The sequence below is a fragment of the Amycolatopsis sp. GM8 genome (genome assembly GCF_021653975.1).
Classification (GTDB): domain Bacteria; phylum Actinomycetota; class Actinomycetes; order Mycobacteriales; family Pseudonocardiaceae; genus Amycolatopsis_E.
Map to the genome: position 1 here is coordinate 284561 of NZ_JAJKFK010000002.1, position 18525 is coordinate 303085.

The following is an 18525-nucleotide window of genomic DNA, read 5'->3' on the forward strand; positions in this document are numbered from 1 at the left end:
TGTCAAACTCTCATGATGCCCGGTTCGTCCGGGGAAGCTCGTGTAACTGGCGAGGAAACGGTGCCGGAACTTCTCGAAGACTGCGCCCTCCGGAGTAGACACTTCATCTCTTCGTAGCGTCTTGGACACTCGGTGCGGCCACACTAGACCGGCGTGACCCTCCTTTCCGCCCGCCCGTCCCAGCCGGTCGAACCGGGCCTGCTGTCACGAGCGCTCGAGGTCGCCGGACGGCTCGCCAACGACGCCACCGACGTGATCACCGCGACCGCGGGCCGGGGCGCCCACCCCGACACCCGGGACTCGCCGTTCGACTGGGTCACCGACACCGACCGCATCCTGGAACGGCACACGCGCCGCGTGCTCACCGCCGAGTTCCCTGGAATCCCCGTCGTGGGCGAGGAATTCGGCGCGGACCACGGCGCCGAGGATGCCCCGTACCGCTGGGTGGTCGATCCGGTCGACGGGACCGCGAACTACGTCGCTGGAGTGCCATGGTGCGCTTACAGCCTCGCCTTGATCGACGCGTCCGGACCGGTCGTCGGCGTGGTCGCCGACCCTTACCGGGCCCAAATCTACGCCGCCGCGCGGGGTCGCGGTGCCCGCGCGAACGGCAAACCGGTACGGCTGATCGACCGGAAGATCACCGAAGGCGCCATCGTGTGCACCGAACTTGCCCGGCGCGGCCCGTGGCCGGGCATGGGCGAGTTCATCGAACGCGCCGCCGCCGCGCACGCCGGGGTCCGGGTGCTCGGGTCGGCCGCGCTGTCGATCGCGCAGGTCGCGCTCGGCCACGCGTCGGCCGCGGTGCTGCACAGCTACCACGAATGGGATGTCGCGGGCTCGGTCGCACTGGCCATCGAAGCGGGCGCCGCCGTGCTCGACCGGCGGGGCGCGGGCACAGCGCTGCCAGCCGACGGGCTGCTGGTCGCGGCACCGAGCGCCGCGGAGGAAGTCCTCGCCTGGTGGCAGGAAACCGCCGCGGTCGGCTAATCCTGGCTGCTCAATGCCGGTTCGGGCGCCGCTGGTGGGTGGTCGGCCGGGGGCTTCGCGCGGCGGTCGCGGGAGCGGATCCACCACAGCAACCCCATCGCCACCGCCCAGGTGACCAGGGTCGTCGTGCCCAGTGGCAGCAGGGTCAGCGTCGCCGAGCGGCCCGCGACCCGGGCCAGTTCGGGGTTGGTCGTGTCGTACTCGACACGCACCAGGTCACCGGCGACCAGGCCGCCGGGATACAGCACGCCGTTGGCCGGGATGTGCACGATGCCGTCCGGGGTCTCGAACCGGATGATCGTCCGGTCCCACGACACCGAGTCCACCTCGGCGTTCGCGGCGCCGAGGTGGCTCGTGATGGCCTCGTCGTTGCGGATGGCGGCGAGGAGCAGGCCGACGCACAGCACCGTGATCAGGATCGCGACACCGAGCACGACACGACGCAGGATGCGCGGCCGGCCTTCGCTCTTCACCCCCTCAGCGTAGCCAGAACGCTAGTACCGGTGGGCGGCCGCCAGCAGTTCGTGCGTCCGCTTGATCTCCGGGTAGGACTTCGGCTCGCCCTTCGCCACGGCCGTGCTGAACGTGCTCGCGCCGTTCGGGCCGACCGCCGGTTTGCCCGCGGTGAACAGCCAGGTCGTGAACAGGTCCTGCAGCGGTTTGCCGGAGATCCGCTCGGCCAGCGCGATGAACTGCTGGATGCGCGCGTCACCGCCCTTGTGCTCGGCGACCCAGGTCTGCAGGATCTTGAAGAACGAGTCGTCACCGACCGCCGTGCGCAGCGCCTGCAGGGTGAGCGCGCCGCGGTCGTACACGGCGTCGTCGAACTGGTTCGCCGCGCCCGGGTCGCCCGGCAGCACCTTCCACAGGTCGCCGTCGGCCGGGTTCGAGTCGTAGACGTACTGCGCCAGTTCCGCCGGCGTGCCTTCGCCTTCGTGCTCGGACCACAAATACTCGGCGTAGGCCGCGAATCCTTCGTTGAGCCAGATGTCGCTCCAGCGGCCGAGCGAAACCGCGTCGCCGAACCACTGGTGCGCGTTCTCGTGCGCCACAACGGAAGTGTTGCTGCCGGAACGGAAGAACGCCGCGCCGTAGACGGGCCGGGTCTGCGCTTCGAGCGCGAAGTTGAGCCCGGTCGAGACCACGCCGCCCTGCGCTTCGAACGGGTACGGGCCGAACTGGGTCGCGAGGAACTGGTCGATCTCGGGCGTCCGCTCGACGCTCGCCTTCGCCGCGTCGAGCGATTCACCGGCGGCGGGGTCGTAGCCGGTGATGAACGGCTTGCCGTCCGGGGTGGTCGACTGGTGGACCTCGAACGCGCCGACCTCCAGCGTCGCCAGGTACGTCGCCTGCGGCTGGGTGCTGCGCCAGTTCCAGCGGGTCCAGCCGGCGCGCTGCTTCGTCGTGCGGACGAGGTTGCCGTTGGACAGGGCGACGACGTTGTCCGGCACCTCGACCGAGATGTCGTAGGTCGCCTTGTCGGTCGGATGGTCGTTGGCCGGGTACCACCACTGGGAGTTCTGCGGCTCGTCCACGGCGATCGCGCCGTCGGGCGTCTTCTTCCAGGCGGTGTAGCCGTCGATCACCACCTTCGACGGGGTGTCGGCGTAGTTGACGACGACGGTCAGGGTCTGGTTGGCGGCCAGCGGCTTGGCCGGGGTGACGACGAGTTCGCCGTTTTCGTTCGGGTGCGGGTGGAAGCCCGCCGGAATGTTGTTGACCAGCACGGAGTTGACGTGCAGCCCGAAGTCGAGGTCGAAGCTGGACAGGTCCTGCGTGGCCTTGGCGAGGATCGTCGTCGTACCGGCCAGCTGGTCGGTGGCGGGCTGGTACGTCAGCCGGATGTCGTAGTGCGCGACGTCGTAGCCGCCGTTGCCCGCGTACGGGTAATACGGGTCGCCGACGCTCGGCGCACCGGGCGCCGGGGTGGCACTGGCAGTTGCGGTGAGCATGGTGGTCGCGACGCCGAAGGCAACAGCCCCCAGGCCCGCTCTGGTTCGCAGACGCATGAGGGCGAAATCTAGTAGGAAAACGGGCAACCGAGTACGGCCGTAAGGAGGGTCCCGCTTTCCGGGAGCAAGCCGCCGGATGTGATATCTCGGACAGCCCGCTGTGGTGCGGCGCCGGAACCACGAAGATGAGGCAGCCGAGTCCTCAAGGAGGCTGCACTTTCATGACCGCCGTCGCGCGCGCCGGAACCAGCCGAACGAGCGGTGGGGTCACCCCGGTACTCGCCTTCACCGGCATCGTCGTCTCGATCACGCAGACCCTGGTGGTGCCGCTGCTCGCCACACTCCCGGCGCTGCTGCGCACCTCCGCCTCCAACGCGACCTGGGTCATCACCATCACGCTGCTGACCGGCGCCGTGGCGACCCCGGTGCTCGGGCGTCTCGGCGACATGTTCGGCAAGCGGCGGATGCTGCTGGTCGCGCTGGCCACGCTCGTCGCCGGTTCGCTGCTGTGTGCCTTCTCCTCGTCGCTGCTGCCGATGATGATCGGCCGGGCGCTGCAGGGCTGCTCGATCGGCGCCATCCCGCTGGGTATCAGCATCATGCGCGACGAGCTACCGGCGGACCGGCTCGGCTCGGCCATGGGGCTGATGAGCTCGTCGCTGGGCATCGGCGCGGCGCTCGGGCTGCCCGCGGCGGCGCTGGTCGCCGAACACCTCGACTGGCACACCCTGTTCTTCGGCGCCGCCGGCCTCGGCGTGGTCGCGCTGGTACTGGTCGTGGCCGTCGTGCCGGAATCCTCGGTGCGCTCGCCTGGCCGGTTCGACATACCCGGCGCGATCGGGCTGTCGGTGGGGCTGGTCGCCCTGCTGGTCGCCATCTCCAAGGGCAGCGACTGGGGCTGGGGCAGCACCACCACACTGGGCTTCCTCGCCGCGGCGGTGCTCGTCTTCCTGCTCTGGGGCGTACTGGAACTGCGCACGGCGGAGCCGCTGGTCGATCTCCGCGCGACCGCGCGCCGGCAGGTCCTGCTCACCAACCTGGCCTCGATCCTGGTCGGCTTCGCCCTCTACTCCACCCAGCTGGTGCCACCGCAGCTGCTGCAGCTGCCCGCGGCGACTGGGTACGGACTCGGCCAGTCGATGCTCGTGGCCGGGCTGTGCGTCGCCCCGACCGGGTTCCTCATGATGGCGGTCTCGCCGGTGGCCGCCCGCGTGATCAAGCGCTCCGGACCCAAGACGTCACTGATGCTCGGCGTGGCCGTGCTCGGCGCCGCCTACCTCGCCGGGCTGTGGATGCTGGGCGAGGCCTGGCAGGTCGCGGTGTTCGCCGCGATCGCGGGCGCCGGCGTCGGATTGGCCTACTCCTCGATGCCCGCGCTGATCATCGACGCCGTGCCGGTGTCGGAGACGGCGGCGGCCAACGGCCTCAACACCCTGATGCGGTCCATCGGCACCTCGTCGTCCAGCGCGGTCGTCGGCATGGTGCTGTCGCACATGACCACCCGCTTCGGGTCGTCTTCGGTGCCCAGTCTCGCGGGTTTCCGCACGGCGCTGCTGATCGCGGCCGGCGGATGCGTGGTCGCGCTGGTCGTCGCGGCGTTCGTACCGGGCCGCCGTCGCGCACAACCGGTCACCACCACCGTCAGCACAGGCGTCACCGGTGTCGTCTCCGGCCCGGGAGGCGCCGTCGCGGCGGCCGTGGTCGTGGCGACCGACGCCCATGGCGACGTGGCCGGCCGCGTCGAAGCCGGCCGGGACGGCACGTTCGAACTGGCCGGCCTGCCGCCCGGCCGCTACACCCTCGCCGCCAGTGCGGCCGGACACCGGCCCGCCGCGCACACGGTCGACGTCGCCGACGGTCCGCCGGCGCGACAGGACGTCGTGCTGGGCGGTGGCGGCACGGTGCGTGTCGCGGTGCGGGCGACCGACGACTCGGCCCTGGCCGGGGCCAAGGTCACGCTGCTCGATCGGGCCGGGAACGCGGTCGCCGCTGGCGTCACCGGCGGGGATGGCCAGTACCGCTTCGCCGACCTGGCCGACAACCGGTACACCGTCGTCGCCAGTGGCTACGCGCCGGTGGCGACCAAGGTGTCACTGTCCGCCGGCGACCGGTTCGACTGCGACTTCACGCTGACGCACGACTAGCGGCCCAGCACCGCCGAAACCGCCTGGCGCACGCGAGCGTGCAACTCGCGATGGCGCGACCTGTCCACTCGCACCTCCACGACTCGCAGACCGGGCGCCGGGCGCAGCGCGGCGCGGAACTCCTCGGCGTTCGAGACCAGCTGGTGCGGCACTCGGAAGCCCGCGCACAGCGACCCCAGATCGGCCCCGTGCGGGGTGCCGAAGACGCGCTCGAACGAATCCTGGTGCTCGGGCGCGCCCTGCTCCAGCAGCGAGAAGATGCCGCCGCCGTCGTCATTGAGGACCACGATCGTCAAGTCGGGCCGGTCGTCCGCCAGCAGGCCGTTGACATCGTGCAGGAACGTCAGATCGCCGAGCAGTGCGTACGAGTGCCCGCGATGCACGGTCGCCGCGCCGATCGCCGTGGACACCGTCCCATCGATGCCCGCCACCCCACGGTTGCGGTGCACCAGCACGTCCGGCCGCATCCGGTCCGCCAGCGCAACGTCCCGCGCCGGGTTCGACGAGCCCACCACCAGCAGCGCGTCCGGCGGCAGCGCGTCGATCAGGTCCGTCGCGATGCGCAACCCGCTGGGCCACGGCTCGCGCGCCAACGCCTCGCGGATCGCCGAGGCCGCGGCCCGGTCCGCCCGCTGCCAGCTCGCCAGCCACTCCGGGTCCGCGGGCTTCGTCGGCTCGTCGAACCACTGGCCGACCTGCCGGACGTTGTGCGCGGGCGCGGGCCAGTCCGAGTCGGGCCGCACCAGCAGCACCTCGACATCCGCGTCCGACAGCAGCGCCTGCACCTGCCGGAACACCGTCGGCCGCCCGATGCACAGCACCTGCTCGGGCTTGTGCTCGGCGATGAAACTCTCGGTCCCCAGCAACCAGACGCCGCTCGCGATACCGGTCGCGCCGGACAGGCCGAGCCCGCCGGTCTCCGACACCACCGGCCAGCCGTGCTGCTCCGCCCATTCGCTCGCCGCGCGCACCCCGCTGTCGCAGGCGATCACGAGGCCGTACCGCGCCGAGGGCACCACGAACGACGGCAGCGCACCGAAATCCGGCAGTTCCGTCCACCGCGCGCCGCCCGGCCGCCCGTCCAGCGACTCGTACCACTCGGTCGAGCCGTCCGGGACCAGCGGCTCGCGGAACGGGACGTTGAGATGCACCGGCCCGCATCGCCACTCGCCGTAGGCGGCGTTCCACGCCCGGCAGATCTGGCTGCGCCAGTACGCGTTCTGGCCCGCGCGGCGCTCGGCGACGGCCAGCTCGTCGTAGTACCGCACCGCGTCGCCGTAGAGCCGCTGCTGGTCGATGACCTGGTTCGCGCCGGCGGCCCGCAGCTCCGGCGGCCGGTCGGCGGTCAGCACGATCAGCGGCACCCCGGCGCGGTCGGCCTCGAGCACCGCCGGGTGGAAGTTCGCGGCCGCCGTGCCCGAGGTACAGACCACCGCGACCGGGCGCCCGGTCCGCGCCGCGATGCCGAGCGCGAGGAACGCGGCGCCCCGCTCGTCGATGCGGACGTGCAGCGCCAGCCGGCCGGCGCTCGCCGCGTCGTGCAGCGCCAGCGACAGCGGCGCGTTGCGCGAACCGGGGCAAAGCACCACGTGGGAAACGGTGTTGCGGACGAGTTCGTCCACCAGGACCCTGGCCTGTGCGGTCGACGGGTTCACCGGGGCACCCCTGGTGCGTCGTCCTTCATCGCGGCCACACGTCCTATTCTCCCAAACGTGCATGACGCCCAGGTTTCCGAGCTGTTCGACCCCGCCGCGTGGACCGAGGCCGAGGGTTTCGGCTTCACCGACATCACTTACCACCGCTCCGCCGAAGCACGCTCCGGAAAGCGTGTCGTGCGCATCGCGTTCGACCGTCCCGAGGTCCGCAACGCCTTCCGGCCCCACACCGTGGACGAGCTCTACCGCGCGCTCGACCACGCGCGGATGAGCCCGGACGTCGGGTGTGTCCTGCTCACCGGGAACGGCCCGTCGCCCAAGGACGGCGGGTGGGCTTTCTGTTCCGGCGGAGACCAGCGTATTCGCGGGCGGTCCGGGTATCAGTACGCGAGTGGCGAGACCTCGGACACGGTCGACCCCGCGCGCGCCGGTCGCCTGCACATTCTCGAGGTCCAGCGGCTGATCCGGTTCATGCCGAAGGTGGTCGTCTGCGTGGTGCCGGGCTGGGCGGCCGGCGGCGGTCACTCGCTGCACGCGGTGTGCGATCTCACGCTCGCGTCCGCCGAGCATGCCCGGTTCAAGCAGACCGACGCGGACGTGGGCTCGTTCGACGGCGGCTTCGGCTCGGCGTATCTGGCCCGGCAGGTCGGGCAGAAGTTCGCGCGGGAGATCTTCTTCCTCGGGCGCGAGTACACCGCCGAGCAGATGCACGCGATGGGCGCGGTGAACGCGGCGGTGCCCCACGCTTCGCTCGAGGTCGAGGCGTTGCAGTGGGCGTGGGAGATCAACGGCAAGTCGCCGACGGCGCAGCGAATGCTCAAGTACGCGTTCAACCTGATCGACGACGGCCTGGTCGGCCAGCAACTGTTCGCGGGCGAGACGACGCGCCTGGCGTACATGCAGGACGAAGCGGTCGAAGGGCGCGACGCGTTCCTCGAGAAGCGTTCCCCCGACTGGTCCAACTTTCCTTACTACTACTGAGGTTTCTCGTGCGTGAGGTGTGGATCGGCGAGCCCGGGGAGCTTCGGGAGGCGCTGGCGGACGCCCTCGACGGCGGCCCGGCGGTGCTGCCGCTGGCGCCCGGCTCGGAGTCGTTGCTGGCGGCGATGGCGCCGTCGGAGCCGGTCGAGCCCGGCACCGCGGTGATCATCGCGACCTCCGGTTCGACCGGTGAGCCGAAGGGTGTGCTGCTTTCGGCGGACGCGTTGCGTGCCTCGGCGACGGCGACGCACGAACGTCTGGGCGGTCCCGGGCACTGGCTGCTGGCGACCCCGGCGAACTACATCGGAGGCCTGCAGGTCATCGTGCGGTCGCTGGTGGCGGGAACCAGGTGCGCCGCTTTACCGGCGGGCCATTTCACCGGCGAGCTGTTCGCTGAAGCCGCTTCGCCCGTGTTGCGCGAGGACGGGCCGCGCTACACCGCGCTGGTCCCGACTCAGCTCACCCGCATCCTCGACGCGGGCGGCGCGGGCTTGGCCGCGGCCCGCGCGTTCGACGCGATCATCATCGGCGCCGCCGCGACGTCCGCGGCGCTGCGTGCCCGGGCCGCGGCGGCGGGGGTGTCGATCGTGCCCGCGTACGGCATGAGCGAGACGGCCAGCGGATGCGTGTACGACGGCGTGCCGCTCGACGGGGTCGAGGTGCGGATCGGCGCGGACGAACGGGTGCTGATCTCGGGCCCCGTGCTGACGCACGGTTACCGGTTGCGCCCGGACCTGACCGCGGACGCGCTGGTCGACGGCTGGTTCCTGACCGGTGACCGCGGGCGGCTGGTGGACGGGCGGCTGGAGGTCCTCGGCCGGCTCGACGACGTGATCAACACCGGCGGGGTCAAGGTGTCCGCGGCGGCGGTGGAGCGGGCGCTGAGCGCGTTTCCCGGGGTGCGGGACGCGTGCGTCGTAGGCCTGCCGGACGAGCAGTGGGGCCAGGCGGTAGCCGCCGCTGTCGTGGCGGACGGCCCGGTCGAGGTCGCCGAGTTGCGGGCCGCGGTGCGCGCTGCCGCGGGTGCTGCGGCGGTGCCGAAGCGGTTCGAGTTCGTCGAGGCCCTGCCGCTGCGGGGACCTGGGAAGATCGACCGGTCCGCCGTGTTGTCGATAGTTTTCGATGCGGTTGGTTGACATCTCACGGTTACCCCCTTTCACTCGTTCGCATGAAACGCTTCGTCCTCGCCGTCCTGGCCTTCGTCGCCGTGGCGATCGCCGTGAGCCCGGCCACCACGGCGGTGGCCGCTGCCCAGGAGGAACCCGGCAGCGGCACCCTCACCTGGGCGGTCCCGACCATCGTGTAGTGACCGCCGTGCACCACAATGGGTGACATGGCGACAGTCGCGGAGTGGATCGAGGGGGCCCGCCCCAGGACGCTGCCGAACGCGGTGGCCCCGGTCGTGGCGGGTGTAGGCGCGACGCTACAGCTGGGCGTGTTCTCGTGGTGGCAGTCGCTGCTGGCGCTGCTCGTGGCGCTGTCGCTGATCATCGGGGTGAACTTCGCCAACGACTACTCGGATGGTGTCCGCGGCACGGACGAGAACCGGGTCGGCCCCCTGCGCCTGGTCGGCTCCGGCGTCGCCGCACCCCGGTTGGTCCTGACCGCCGCGCTGGGTTGTCTTGGTTTGGCCGGGCTTGTGGGTCTGGCGCTGGTGATCGCCACCGGCCGGTGGTGGCTGCTGGTCCTGGGCGCGGTGTGCATCCTCGGCGCGTGGTTCTACACGGGCGGCAAGAAGCCGTACGGCTACGCGGGCCTGGGCGAGATCGCGGTCTTCGTGTTCTTCGGCCTGGCAGCCGTCCTCGGCACGGTTTACGTTCAGGTCGGTGAGATTTCGTGGGTCGCCCTCGCCGTCGCCGTCGCCGTCGGTTGCTTCTCCACGGCTGTGCTGACCGCGAACAACCTGCGCGACATCCCCACCGACCGCGAGCACGGCAAGAACACCCTCGCGGTCCGCCTGGGCGACACCGGCACCCGTCGGCTGTACCTCGCGCTGGTCGCGATCCCTTACGTCATCACGATCCTGATCGGGATCTTCCACCCGCTGGCTTTGATCGCCCTCGTCACCGCGATCATGTTCCGCACCCCAGTGAAAGCCATCACCACCGGCGGCACGGGTCCGGGCCTGATCCCGGTGCTCCGAGACACCGGCCTGGCGATGCTGGCCTGGTCCGTCCTCAGTGGAATCGCGCTGGCACTGTCCTAATCGGACCACCCCTGGACGCCCGCGACATAACGCTACGACGCGACCTCCTGCCAGGCGCCGTCGTCGGACGCCGGCCTGAAGCCACCGGCCTCAACGCTCCCCACCGGCAGCTCACTCTCTCGCGCTGTTCTCACCAAGCCCGACACGTAGGGGTCGAGTTCAGTAGCTGGATCGACCAACTGCTCAAAGGATCCGTGGAACAGTACTCTTCCGGCACGCAGGAACAGCACGTCCTCGGCGAGCGTCCGGGCGACCGCCAGATCATGGGTGACAACTATCCCGGCGAAGCGTTCTTGTTCTTGCACACTGAGGAGCAGATTCAGGATTTGCGCCTGGACTGAAACATCGAGCGCGGACGTTGGTTCGTCACAAAGAAGAACGCTCGGCGACGGTGCCAATGCCCGTGCGATGACGATCCGCTGGAGCTGGCCGCCGGAAAATTCATTGGGCCTGCGGCCAGCGCGGCGCGGATCGATACCGACGAGCGACAGCAGGGTGGTCACGCGTTTCCGCCGCTCCGCTCGCGACCATTTCCGTAGCGGTTCACCGACACTCGATCCTATGCCCCGCATAGGATCGAGTGCGTCCCTCGGGTTCTGGAAGACCATCTGCACATGACCTGTCCGACCATGCCGGAGCTGCAGTTCCCGCCCGTTGACAAGCACTTGCCCTGACGACGGCCGTTCGAGTCCGGCGACACATCGAATCAACGTGGTCTTTCCCGCGCCGCTTTCGCCCACGATGGCCAATGTCCGTCCCCTGCCGACTGCGAACGACACGTCGCTGAGCGCCGTGTGATCTCCTCCACGGCCCAGGAACCGCTTGGTCAAACCTTTGATCTCAATCGCCCACGGCGTTTCGGATGTCTCTGCGCGACGTTCAAGAGCACGTTTCTTCATCGTCAGTGCACCTCCTGCCGGATGCGGTGACAAGCAGCTCCATGGTCAGGGCCACTACACTCCTCGAACACCGGAAGTCGACCGCTGCATATATCCAGAACTTCCGGACATCGTGGATGAAAATGGCATCCGGTCGGCCACTCTCCCGGCAACGGCGGCTCACCGCCTATCGTCGGCAGAACAGACCGTGAACTCCTGTCAAAACGCACCGTACACGCGGTCAGCGAACGCGTATAGGGATGCGCCGAATGGGATAGGACCGCCTCCGTAGGCCCAGCCTCGACAACACGCCCGGCGTACATGACCACAATTTCGTCACAGAACCTGCTCACGAGGCCGAGGTCGTGTGAAATCAGCACAACAGACGTACCTGAATCTAGTACCAGCGATCGCAACAATCGAAGCGCTTCAATTCTCAGGTTCGCATCGAGCGCAGACGTCGGCTCGTCAACAACCAACAGCTGTGGTCTAGGCATCAAAGTCAGGGCCAAAGCCACCCGCTGACTCATACCGCCAGACAGTTGGTGTGGATACTTCGCGAAGATGGAGTCCGCGTCGGGTAGTCCCAACTGGTCCAGCAATGAACCGGCGCGAGCCAAGGCAACGCGTTTCGACATAATTCGATTTCGTACCACCGACTCAATCATTTGACTCCCAATCTTCTGCAAGGGATCAAATGAGCCGGCCGGATTCTGCAACATAAGGCCCGAGTAGCCTCCGAGATGTTGCGTAAGGGCCTTGGAATCGGCAGCGTCGGCCCAATCGCCACCCCCAAGTCGTATCTGACCCCGTGCCCGCAGGCCGCGCGGAAGCATACCCAGCGCCGCACGAGCCGTCACTGTTTTCCCGGCGCCCGTTTCACCAAGAATCCCGACCACACGTCCGGTCTCGACTGAGAACGACACTGATTCGACAATCGACAAATTGCGGGCCGTAGTAATGGAGAGGTCCTGAACGCACAGAGCCTTCGTCATTTTTCACCAACACTGTCCATACGGAAACTGTCCCGCAATCCGTCGCCGATAAGATTTGTCGCAAGTATCAGCACCACAACGAACACGCCCGGACTAGTCGCGATCCACCATGCGCTACCCAGCTGGTCACGCCCCTGGGCAATCATATAGCCCAAGCTCGCCACAGGTGGCTCCAGACCCAAACCCAGAAACGACAATCCCGCCTCTACAAGCATCACAAAACCTACCTGGAGCGACGCGAAGACAACAATGGGCGTGGCACTCGCCGGCAGTAGGTGTCTGAAAACAATGCCAAGACGGGTGGACCCGGCAAGACGAGCTGCGGCGATGTAACCACGTTCACGCTCAGACAAGACCGTCGCCCGAACCAGGCGCGCATATGGCACCCATCCGACCGACGCGAGCAGCAAGACCATACTGACAATATTCCGGTCTATCACCATCGATGCCGCGAGGAAAATAAGCAATGGCGGCACAGCGAGCTGCAGGTCGACCAGACGCATCAGTACGGAATCCACCCAACCGCCAAGATACCCGGCGGTGGCGCCGATCAGTGCGCCTGCCAACGCGCAAAGCAGCGCTACGGCGACCCCGATCGCGAGCGAGGTCAGAACACCTCGCGCACACCAGGACAGGATGTCGCGACCCAACGTGTCCGTACCGAGCGGATGCCCCGGAGAGAATGGGGACAGATCTGCCTGAGACAGGTCTTGTGCATTTGGGTCGACGCCGAAAGCCCACATCCAAATGGCAAGAGCGATGAGCAGGCAGATGAGAGTTGCGCCAACCTGAGCAGCGCCGAAGCTGACGCGGCGCTTCGAGCGCACGACAACAGGCGGTTCATCGAGAGACGGTTCGTCCAGAAGCGAGACTTCGGTCATCGTGCACCTACTCGGATACGCGGATCGGCAATCAGTACCACAACGTCGGCGCACAGATTCAAGATCACATAGAAAGTTGCCACGACAATAATTATCGATTGCACGACTGCGAAGTCGCGGGCTTGCACCGACGATACCGCAAGATTTCCTATTCCCGGCCAGGAGAATATCGTTTCCACAACCATGCTGCCACCGATCAAATAACCCAGTTGCAAGGCGGTGAAAGTAACACTGGGTCCGAGAAAGTTTCTCAAGACATGGGAGTAGACTATTATGGCCTCGCTTACGCCACGGGCCCGCATCGACTCCACGAACTCCTGCCCGAGGACATCCAACAGATGTCCACGAAAAACGCGGAAAAGCGTGGGCACTGCGGGTATCGCTATGGATATCACAGGCAAAACCAGCGACGACGCATCATAGAACCCGAAGCTGGGGAACAGCGGAAAACGAACCGAGAGCAGGAGGATGACCATCAGAGCGAGCCAGAACTCCGGCATCCCCTGCAGGATTCCAATCGTCCGTCGAATAAAATTATCCGCTCGACTGGCCCGGTGTCGCACGGAGAAAATCGCCATCGGCAGCGCGAGTGCCACCGCGACAGCCAACGCGAGAAGCACCAGGATCAAGGTATTTGGCAAAGCATTGAGAACCTGACCAAGAGCACCCTGGTTCGTTCGGTACGAAACTCCGAAGTCACCATGGAACAGCCCGCCAACATAGCCTATGAAGCGTTCCGCAACAGGTTTGCCATAGCCGAATTGCGCATTCAGCGCCTGGCGCTGATCCGGCGTCATAGAAGGCCCGCCAATCACATCGGCCGGGCTACCGATCAAATTCGTCAAAACGAAGCTGATTACGACCGCACCGAAGACGACCACTACGCCTTGCCAGGTTCGAGCCAGGACATATCGTCCTATCATGTGGCGCCGCCCTCAATCTGATCGTTGTCACATGGAGCCTGCGTTCAGGGCATCTACATCGACTTGACATCCGGCTTCGAGGGGAACCCCGCGCTTGCCGGCCGGTCGGCCGCAACTTCGGCGCGCCAGCACGACGGCCGTCTTCGGACTGGTCGTCAAGTGTCCATCGCCTGTCACCAGGTCGTCACCAGGCCGTATGATAAAATTTTATAGGATGATACGTCAGTTTCAAAACCGGAGGCAAGCGGCGGCCTCCCAGGAGCTCCTGCCGACGCACGTCGAGTCACCTACAGCGCTCGGCCTGCGTCCGTGGGCCGCACAAGAACCTCGCGTGGCGGAACCAACGGACGGACCGTTGGCGATCTGTGACCGAATGTCGACAACCCTTTGACCACGAGGGGTTCGAGTAAACTTTGCATAACTATCCGAGCTATTTGAGACTCAACATGCTAGGACTTGCGACCAACAGTCAAGTTGTCATAAAGACGCAATATCGGCTCAGACTCAACGAAGCAGCTCACAGTCATGCTGCCCGTCTCAATGTCAGCCGCCACGAAAGGTCATGAAGTCAATTTTTTGATTTTTGAATATTTTTCGATTTCGTCACTCATTTCGTTCAGCCCGAAATAGTTGGCTGCAACGATTGATCACGCCGTCCTTAGGTGAGCTTTGTCGAGCAAACGAGGAGAAGGTGCGGTGACACTGTCAAGAGCTGGAGGACGCATAGTGCTCAGTAGTTCTTCATTTGACCGAAGGTCCTTCATCCGCGCCGCGGCCGCAGCGGGGCTGGTTGTTGGCGTGCCCACGCTCGCAAGCTGCGCAGGCGACACAGGCAGCGCCTACTTGGCCGACGCGAAACCGCCGGTGAAACCAACAGGTGTCCTGCGAGTAGCGAACAACGCCGAGCCACAGGGACTGGATCCAGTCATTTCGTCGGGCGTCGCGGACGCAGGCATCTTCTACAACAACGTGTACGAAACCCTACTCATGTTCAAGCCCGGCGTTGCCGACGTCGAGCCGTTGCTCGCCGAGAGCTACCAAATGTCGCCCGACGCCCGCGAATGGACTTTCCGACTCAAGTCGGGCATAAAGTTTCACGACGGCGAACCGTTTACTTCGTCGGCGATGAAGAAATCATACGAACATTACGTTGCCAGCGCATCGTATTCGGCGTTGCCGTTCGGCAAGGCCCAGTTCGACGATTCCGATCCGTTGACTTTTCGTATAACGAGCGCCCAGCCGATTCCGGATATGGCTCGTTTCGCCGCGAACGTCGCGGCGATTTCTCCAAAGTTGCTCCAAGCCGGGTCGGACGCTGTCAAAAAAAATCCGGTAGGCACCGGACCTTTCCGCTTCGTCAGTTACGTCCCTGCCCAAAAAGTCATTCTTGAGGCGAACCCCGACTACCGCGGACCTGGTCCATACCTGGAACGGATCGAGTTCCCGATCATTCCCGACGCCGACGCGCGGACGGCTGCGCTTCGGTCGAAGAGCGTCGACCTGGTCATGGCGGCATCGGCCTCGAGTTCTCAGCCGCTGCGCAACGACCGCAGTCTCGTCGTCTCGGAGAACCAGATCTGGAAATCCAGCAAGTTACTGATGTTCAACGACGCCGCACCTTTGGACAACCCCAAGGTGAGACAGGCTCTTGCTTTCTCCATCGACCGTCAAGCAATAGTGAAAACGATTCTCGGTGGCGCCGCCTCGGTCGACGACGGCTGGACGGTACCCGGAATTTATGGATTCCAAAACCCCAAGATGGTTTATCCCTACGACCCGAATCGCGCGAAATCGTTGTTGGCGGAAAGCGGACTGCCCACCCCGGTATCGTTCACACTTGCCTGGTTCCCTGAAATATTGGGCCCGGAGTACGGGCGGGCGGCGCAGGCCATCGCGGCAATGGCGGAAAAGGTTGGTATCAACATTACGGTGAAGACCGTGCCGACCGGTGATCTCAGCCGTGTCATTGCAACGCCCGCAGGCGCGCCGAGGCCGTGGCAGGCTTACCTCAGCTACCTCGGTTTCAACTTCGGCACCGCCGCACATCTGCTGGCCACAAAGACGCTTGAAAAAGCGTGGCGTTACCTGGATCCGACGTTCCTGCAGTTGGAGACGCAAGTTCTCGGCACTCCGGACGGGCCCGAGCGTCTCGCGCAATTCGCTCAGATTGAAGAGAACATAGCGCAGAATGTTCCACTGATCAGCCTGTGGACGCACAAACAAATCGACGCGACGAGCGCGCGCGTTCACGGCTATCAGACTTCCAATACGGGAGAACGCCCCCGGTACGGTGAAGTCTTCTTAGCTGACTAGGAACCCGGAAGACGGTCGAAGCATAGGCTGTCGTGTCTCAGCACTTCAGCCTATGCTCGACATCGCCTGGCTTTGCACCGGAATTCGTGGAACACGCTGTGCCACAAGTCATTCTCATAGAGTCGACCACCGGCCGGTGAGGAGGAACTCTTCCATCACCGCCAGGGGCGGGTCGATGTCCAGGCCCTGCTCCGCCAGCCAGGTGTCGTTGTAGTAGGTGTGCGCGTAGCGTTCCCCGCTGTCGCAGAGGAGGGTTACGACCGAGCCCGTCTGGCCGGCGGTCAGCATGCGCGCGATCAGCTGGAAAGCGCCATACAAACTCGTCCCCGTCGAGCCGCCTGCCCAGTGGCCTGTGCGCTCGCGCAGCAGGCGAATCGCGGCCATTGACGCCGCATCGGGGACCTCGATCATCTCGTCGATCACGTTCGGCACGAACGACGGCTCCACCCGCGGCCGGCCGATACCCTCGATCCGCGACGGCATCCCCGTCGTGTAATCCGGGGTGCGCGTCTGCCACGCACCATAGAACGACGAGTTCTCCGGGTCGACCACACAGATTTTGGTGGTGTGCCGCCGATAGCGCACATACCGCCCGAACGTCGCGCTCGTCCCACCCGTGCCCGCACCGACCACGATCCACGCCGGCACCGGATGCCGCTCCAGGCGCATCTGCGCGAACACCGACTCGGCGATGTTGTTGTTACCCCGCCAGTCCGTCGCCCGCTCGGCATACGTGAACTGGTCCAGGTAATGCCCGCCACACTCGGCGGCCAGGCGCTCCGCCTCGCCGTACACCGCCGACGGGATGTCGACGAAGTGACACCGGCCGCCGTAGAACTCGATCAGCTGGACCTTCTCCTGGCTCGTCTTGCGCGGCATCACCGCGACGAAGTCCAGCCCCAGCATCCGCGCGAAGTACGCCTCCGACACCGCTGTCGACCCGCTGGACGCCTCGATCAGCGTCGTGTCCGGCCCGATCTCGCCGTTGACCAGCGCATAAAGCATCAAGGACCTAGCGAGCCGATGCTTCAACGAGCCCGTCGGATGCACAGACTCGTCCTTCAGGTAAAGATCGATGCCCCACTCAGCGGGCAACGGAAAAACATGCAGGTGGGTGTCCGCACTGCGGTTCGCGTCGGCCTCGATCAGCCGCACGGCCTCTCGCACCCAGGCTCGGCTCATTCCGCCTCGCGAAGCTCGGCCCGCAGCTTCGCCCGCTCCTGTGCCCGCCGCTCGTTGCGCGCCGCCAGACCAGCGGTGACCCGGGCGTTGAGCCCGCGGAACGCGAGCAGGCCGACCGGCAACCCGACGACGATGCCGACCGCGACCGCGACCAGCAGCGGCACCTGGGCCCACACCAGCACGGCGGCCACGACGGCGATCAGACCGAAGCGCGCCAGAATGTAAAGAGCCAGGTCACGGCCCAAAGTCTGTCGTTCGCTCACGGCCACCAAGGCTACGCGCCGTCCAGCTCACTGTTGTTGGGTCGCCCCTCGAACCGCGTGGACAGCACGACCGTCGTCCGCGTCCGCGCCACGCCCGCGATGCGCCGCAGCCGCCCCAGCGAGCGCTCCAGGTCGTCCACCGTGGACACCCGCACCTTCACCACGAAGGCCTCGTCCCCGGCCACCGCGTAACAGCTCTCGACTTCGGGGAGACCGGCCAGTTCGTCCGCGAGCTCGTCGTTCTCCGCGGTGTCCGTGGGCTGGATACCGACCAGCGCGGTCACACCGAGGCCGACCGTGCTGGGGTTCACGACCGCGTGATAGCCCGTGATCACACCCGCCGCTTCGAGCTTGCCGACGCGTTCGTGGACCGACGAAGCAGACAGCCCGATCGTCCGGCCGAGCTCCGCATAAGTCGCCCTCCCGTTCTCCCGGAGAGCGGCGATGATCTTGCGGTCCAGTGCATCCACACAGGTCACCATAGCCCTGTCCACACTGGGCGATTTGTCCCTTACTACCTCTTTACTCTTCGACAACCGTTCGAGTACCTGCCGGGTGAAGTGCAACGATTGCCGCGTTAGCGAACGAGGATGTCCAGACGTCTTCGGTATAGCAGTGCAGGCGTTAAGGAGGCGGAAAATGACCGCGACCGTAAGTGGGCGGCTGCTCACTCCCGGCGAAGTCGCCGCGTTGTTCCGGGTCGACCCCAAGACCGTGACGCGCTGGGCGACGGCGGGCCGGATCGGCTCGATCCGCACCCCCGGTGGTCACCGGCGGTTCCGGGAGTCCGAGGTCAACGAGTTGCTCGCCGAGCTCACCACGGACGCCAGCGAGCCCACTCGCGGCTGATCCCAGCCAGACCCGCGGCCCGGCGGAAAGTACCGCCGGAAGCCGCGGGCCAACGGTATGGGCAGCCGGATCGCCCCCGAAGGGACTACCCTCGTTCCGGTACGCACCACGGGTTCCGGAAGGGAGCGAGCATGATCTACCTGCTCGCAGTGATCGGGGCACTCACGATCGCCGTCCTGTTGTGGCGGGCGTTCGGTCCCGAGCGGGTCGGCGTGTCCGCCCGGCAGACACCGGTCGCGCCGGACGACGACCCCGACTTCCTGCGCAAGCTCGGCGAGCAGCAGCGCCGCACGGACGACGAGAACTAGACGAG

19 protein-coding genes are annotated in these 18525 nt (G+C 66.4%); 9 read left to right on the forward strand and 10 right to left on the reverse strand.

Features of this window, described 5'->3' with window-relative positions; translation table 11 throughout:
- The first annotated feature begins 153 nt into the window (after positions 1-153).
- Positions 154-990 (forward strand): inositol monophosphatase, encoded by an 837-nt coding sequence (locus LOZ83_RS08580; RefSeq protein ID WP_236789739.1) that lies wholly within the window; start codon positions 154-156, stop codon positions 988-990.
- On the opposite strand, the gene LOZ83_RS08585 is transcribed toward LOZ83_RS08580, so the two are convergent.
- Positions 987-1463, reverse strand: coding sequence for a DUF3592 domain-containing protein (locus LOZ83_RS08585; RefSeq protein ID WP_236789740.1), 477 nt, complete (start codon positions 1461-1463; stop codon positions 987-989). The genes LOZ83_RS08580 and LOZ83_RS08585 overlap by 4 nt on opposite strands.
- A 21-nt stretch (positions 1464-1484) precedes the next feature.
- Positions 1485-2999 carry a M1 family metallopeptidase gene (locus tag LOZ83_RS08590; RefSeq protein ID WP_236789742.1) on the reverse strand — a complete coding sequence of 505 codons (1515 nt, stop codon included), beginning with the start codon at positions 2997-2999 and terminating at the stop codon, positions 1485-1487.
- A 164-nt stretch (positions 3000-3163) separates the two neighbouring features.
- Here LOZ83_RS08590 and LOZ83_RS08595 point away from each other — a divergent pair, with 164 nt between their 5' ends.
- On the forward strand, positions 3164-5086 hold the full coding sequence (locus LOZ83_RS08595; protein ID WP_236789744.1) for an MFS transporter: 1923 nt from the start codon (positions 3164-3166) through the stop codon (positions 5084-5086).
- Here LOZ83_RS08595 and menD read toward each other — a convergent pair.
- Positions 5083-6741: a 2-succinyl-5-enolpyruvyl-6-hydroxy-3-cyclohexene-1-carboxylic-acid synthase gene (gene menD, locus LOZ83_RS08600; protein WP_236789745.1), complete on the reverse strand. Its 1659-nt coding sequence runs from the start codon at positions 6739-6741 to the stop codon at positions 5083-5085. The two genes, LOZ83_RS08595 and menD, sit on opposite strands and share 4 nt — an antisense overlap.
- A gap of 57 nt (positions 6742-6798) precedes the next feature.
- On the opposite strand from menD, the gene LOZ83_RS08605 reads away from it, so the two are divergent.
- From LOZ83_RS08605 to LOZ83_RS08620, 4 genes are read left to right on the forward strand one after another with little or no spacing between them, the layout of a single operon-like run.
- A complete protein-coding gene (locus tag LOZ83_RS08605; protein ID WP_236789746.1) occupies positions 6799-7722 on the forward strand; it encodes a 1,4-dihydroxy-2-naphthoyl-CoA synthase in 924 nt (307 codons plus the stop codon).
- An 8-nt stretch (positions 7723-7730) separates the two neighbouring features.
- A complete protein-coding gene (menE, locus tag LOZ83_RS08610) occupies positions 7731-8858 on the forward strand; it encodes an o-succinylbenzoate--CoA ligase (protein ID WP_236789748.1) in 1128 nt (375 codons plus the stop codon).
- Between the two features lie 32 nt (positions 8859-8890).
- Positions 8891-9028 (forward strand): hypothetical protein, encoded by a 138-nt coding sequence (locus LOZ83_RS08615; RefSeq protein WP_236789749.1) that lies wholly within the window; start codon positions 8891-8893, stop codon positions 9026-9028.
- A gap of 27 nt (positions 9029-9055) precedes the next feature.
- On the forward strand, positions 9056-9928 hold the full coding sequence (locus LOZ83_RS08620) for a 1,4-dihydroxy-2-naphthoate polyprenyltransferase (RefSeq protein WP_236789751.1): 873 nt from the start codon (positions 9056-9058) through the stop codon (positions 9926-9928).
- A 32-nt stretch (positions 9929-9960) separates the two neighbouring features.
- Here the strand turns inward: LOZ83_RS08620 and LOZ83_RS08625 are convergent, their stop codons facing one another.
- Genes LOZ83_RS08625 through LOZ83_RS08640 form a run of 4 tightly spaced genes read right to left on the reverse strand, consistent with a single transcriptional unit; the run spans position 9961 to position 13563 of the window.
- Positions 9961-10827 (reverse strand): ABC transporter ATP-binding protein, encoded by an 867-nt coding sequence (locus tag LOZ83_RS08625; RefSeq protein WP_236789752.1) that lies wholly within the window; start codon positions 10825-10827, stop codon positions 9961-9963.
- 2 nt (positions 10828-10829) lie between these two features.
- Complete coding sequence (locus LOZ83_RS08630; protein ID WP_236789754.1) at positions 10830-11801, reverse strand: ABC transporter ATP-binding protein; 972 nt, start codon at positions 11799-11801, stop codon at positions 10830-10832.
- Entirely contained in the window at positions 11798-12682 is an 885-nt protein-coding gene (locus LOZ83_RS08635; RefSeq protein WP_236789755.1) for an ABC transporter permease, read from the reverse strand. Before LOZ83_RS08635 ends, LOZ83_RS08630 begins: the two co-directional genes overlap by 4 nt.
- Complete coding sequence (locus LOZ83_RS08640) at positions 12679-13563, reverse strand: ABC transporter permease (protein WP_236789756.1); 885 nt, start codon at positions 13561-13563, stop codon at positions 12679-12681. Before LOZ83_RS08640 ends, LOZ83_RS08635 begins: the two co-directional genes overlap by 4 nt.
- 768 nt (positions 13564-14331) lie before the next feature.
- On the opposite strand from LOZ83_RS08640, the gene LOZ83_RS08645 reads away from it, so the two are divergent.
- Entirely contained in the window at positions 14332-15918 is a 1587-nt protein-coding gene (locus LOZ83_RS08645) for an ABC transporter substrate-binding protein (RefSeq protein WP_236789757.1), read from the forward strand.
- Positions 15919-16032: 114 nt separating this feature from the next.
- On the opposite strand, the gene LOZ83_RS08650 is transcribed toward LOZ83_RS08645, so the two are convergent.
- Genes LOZ83_RS08650 through LOZ83_RS08660 form a run of 3 tightly spaced genes read right to left on the reverse strand, consistent with a single transcriptional unit; the run spans position 16033 to position 17833 of the window.
- Complete coding sequence (locus LOZ83_RS08650; RefSeq protein WP_236789758.1) at positions 16033-17100, reverse strand: PLP-dependent cysteine synthase family protein; 1068 nt, start codon at positions 17098-17100, stop codon at positions 16033-16035.
- Positions 17097-17363: a DUF4229 domain-containing protein gene (locus LOZ83_RS08655; RefSeq protein ID WP_236789759.1), complete on the reverse strand. Its 267-nt coding sequence runs from the start codon at positions 17361-17363 to the stop codon at positions 17097-17099. Before LOZ83_RS08655 ends, LOZ83_RS08650 begins: the two co-directional genes overlap by 4 nt.
- Before the next feature lie 11 nt (positions 17364-17374).
- Entirely contained in the window at positions 17375-17833 is a 459-nt protein-coding gene (locus tag LOZ83_RS08660) for an Lrp/AsnC family transcriptional regulator (RefSeq protein WP_236789761.1), read from the reverse strand.
- A 169-nt stretch (positions 17834-18002) separates the two neighbouring features.
- On the opposite strand from LOZ83_RS08660, the gene LOZ83_RS08665 reads away from it, so the two are divergent.
- On the forward strand, positions 18003-18212 hold the full coding sequence (locus LOZ83_RS08665; RefSeq protein WP_236789762.1) for a BldC family transcriptional regulator: 210 nt from the start codon (positions 18003-18005) through the stop codon (positions 18210-18212).
- A 131-nt stretch (positions 18213-18343) separates the two neighbouring features.
- Positions 18344-18520 (forward strand): hypothetical protein, encoded by a 177-nt coding sequence (locus LOZ83_RS08670; RefSeq protein ID WP_236789765.1) that lies wholly within the window; start codon positions 18344-18346, stop codon positions 18518-18520.
- Positions 18521-18525 lie beyond the last annotated feature (5 nt).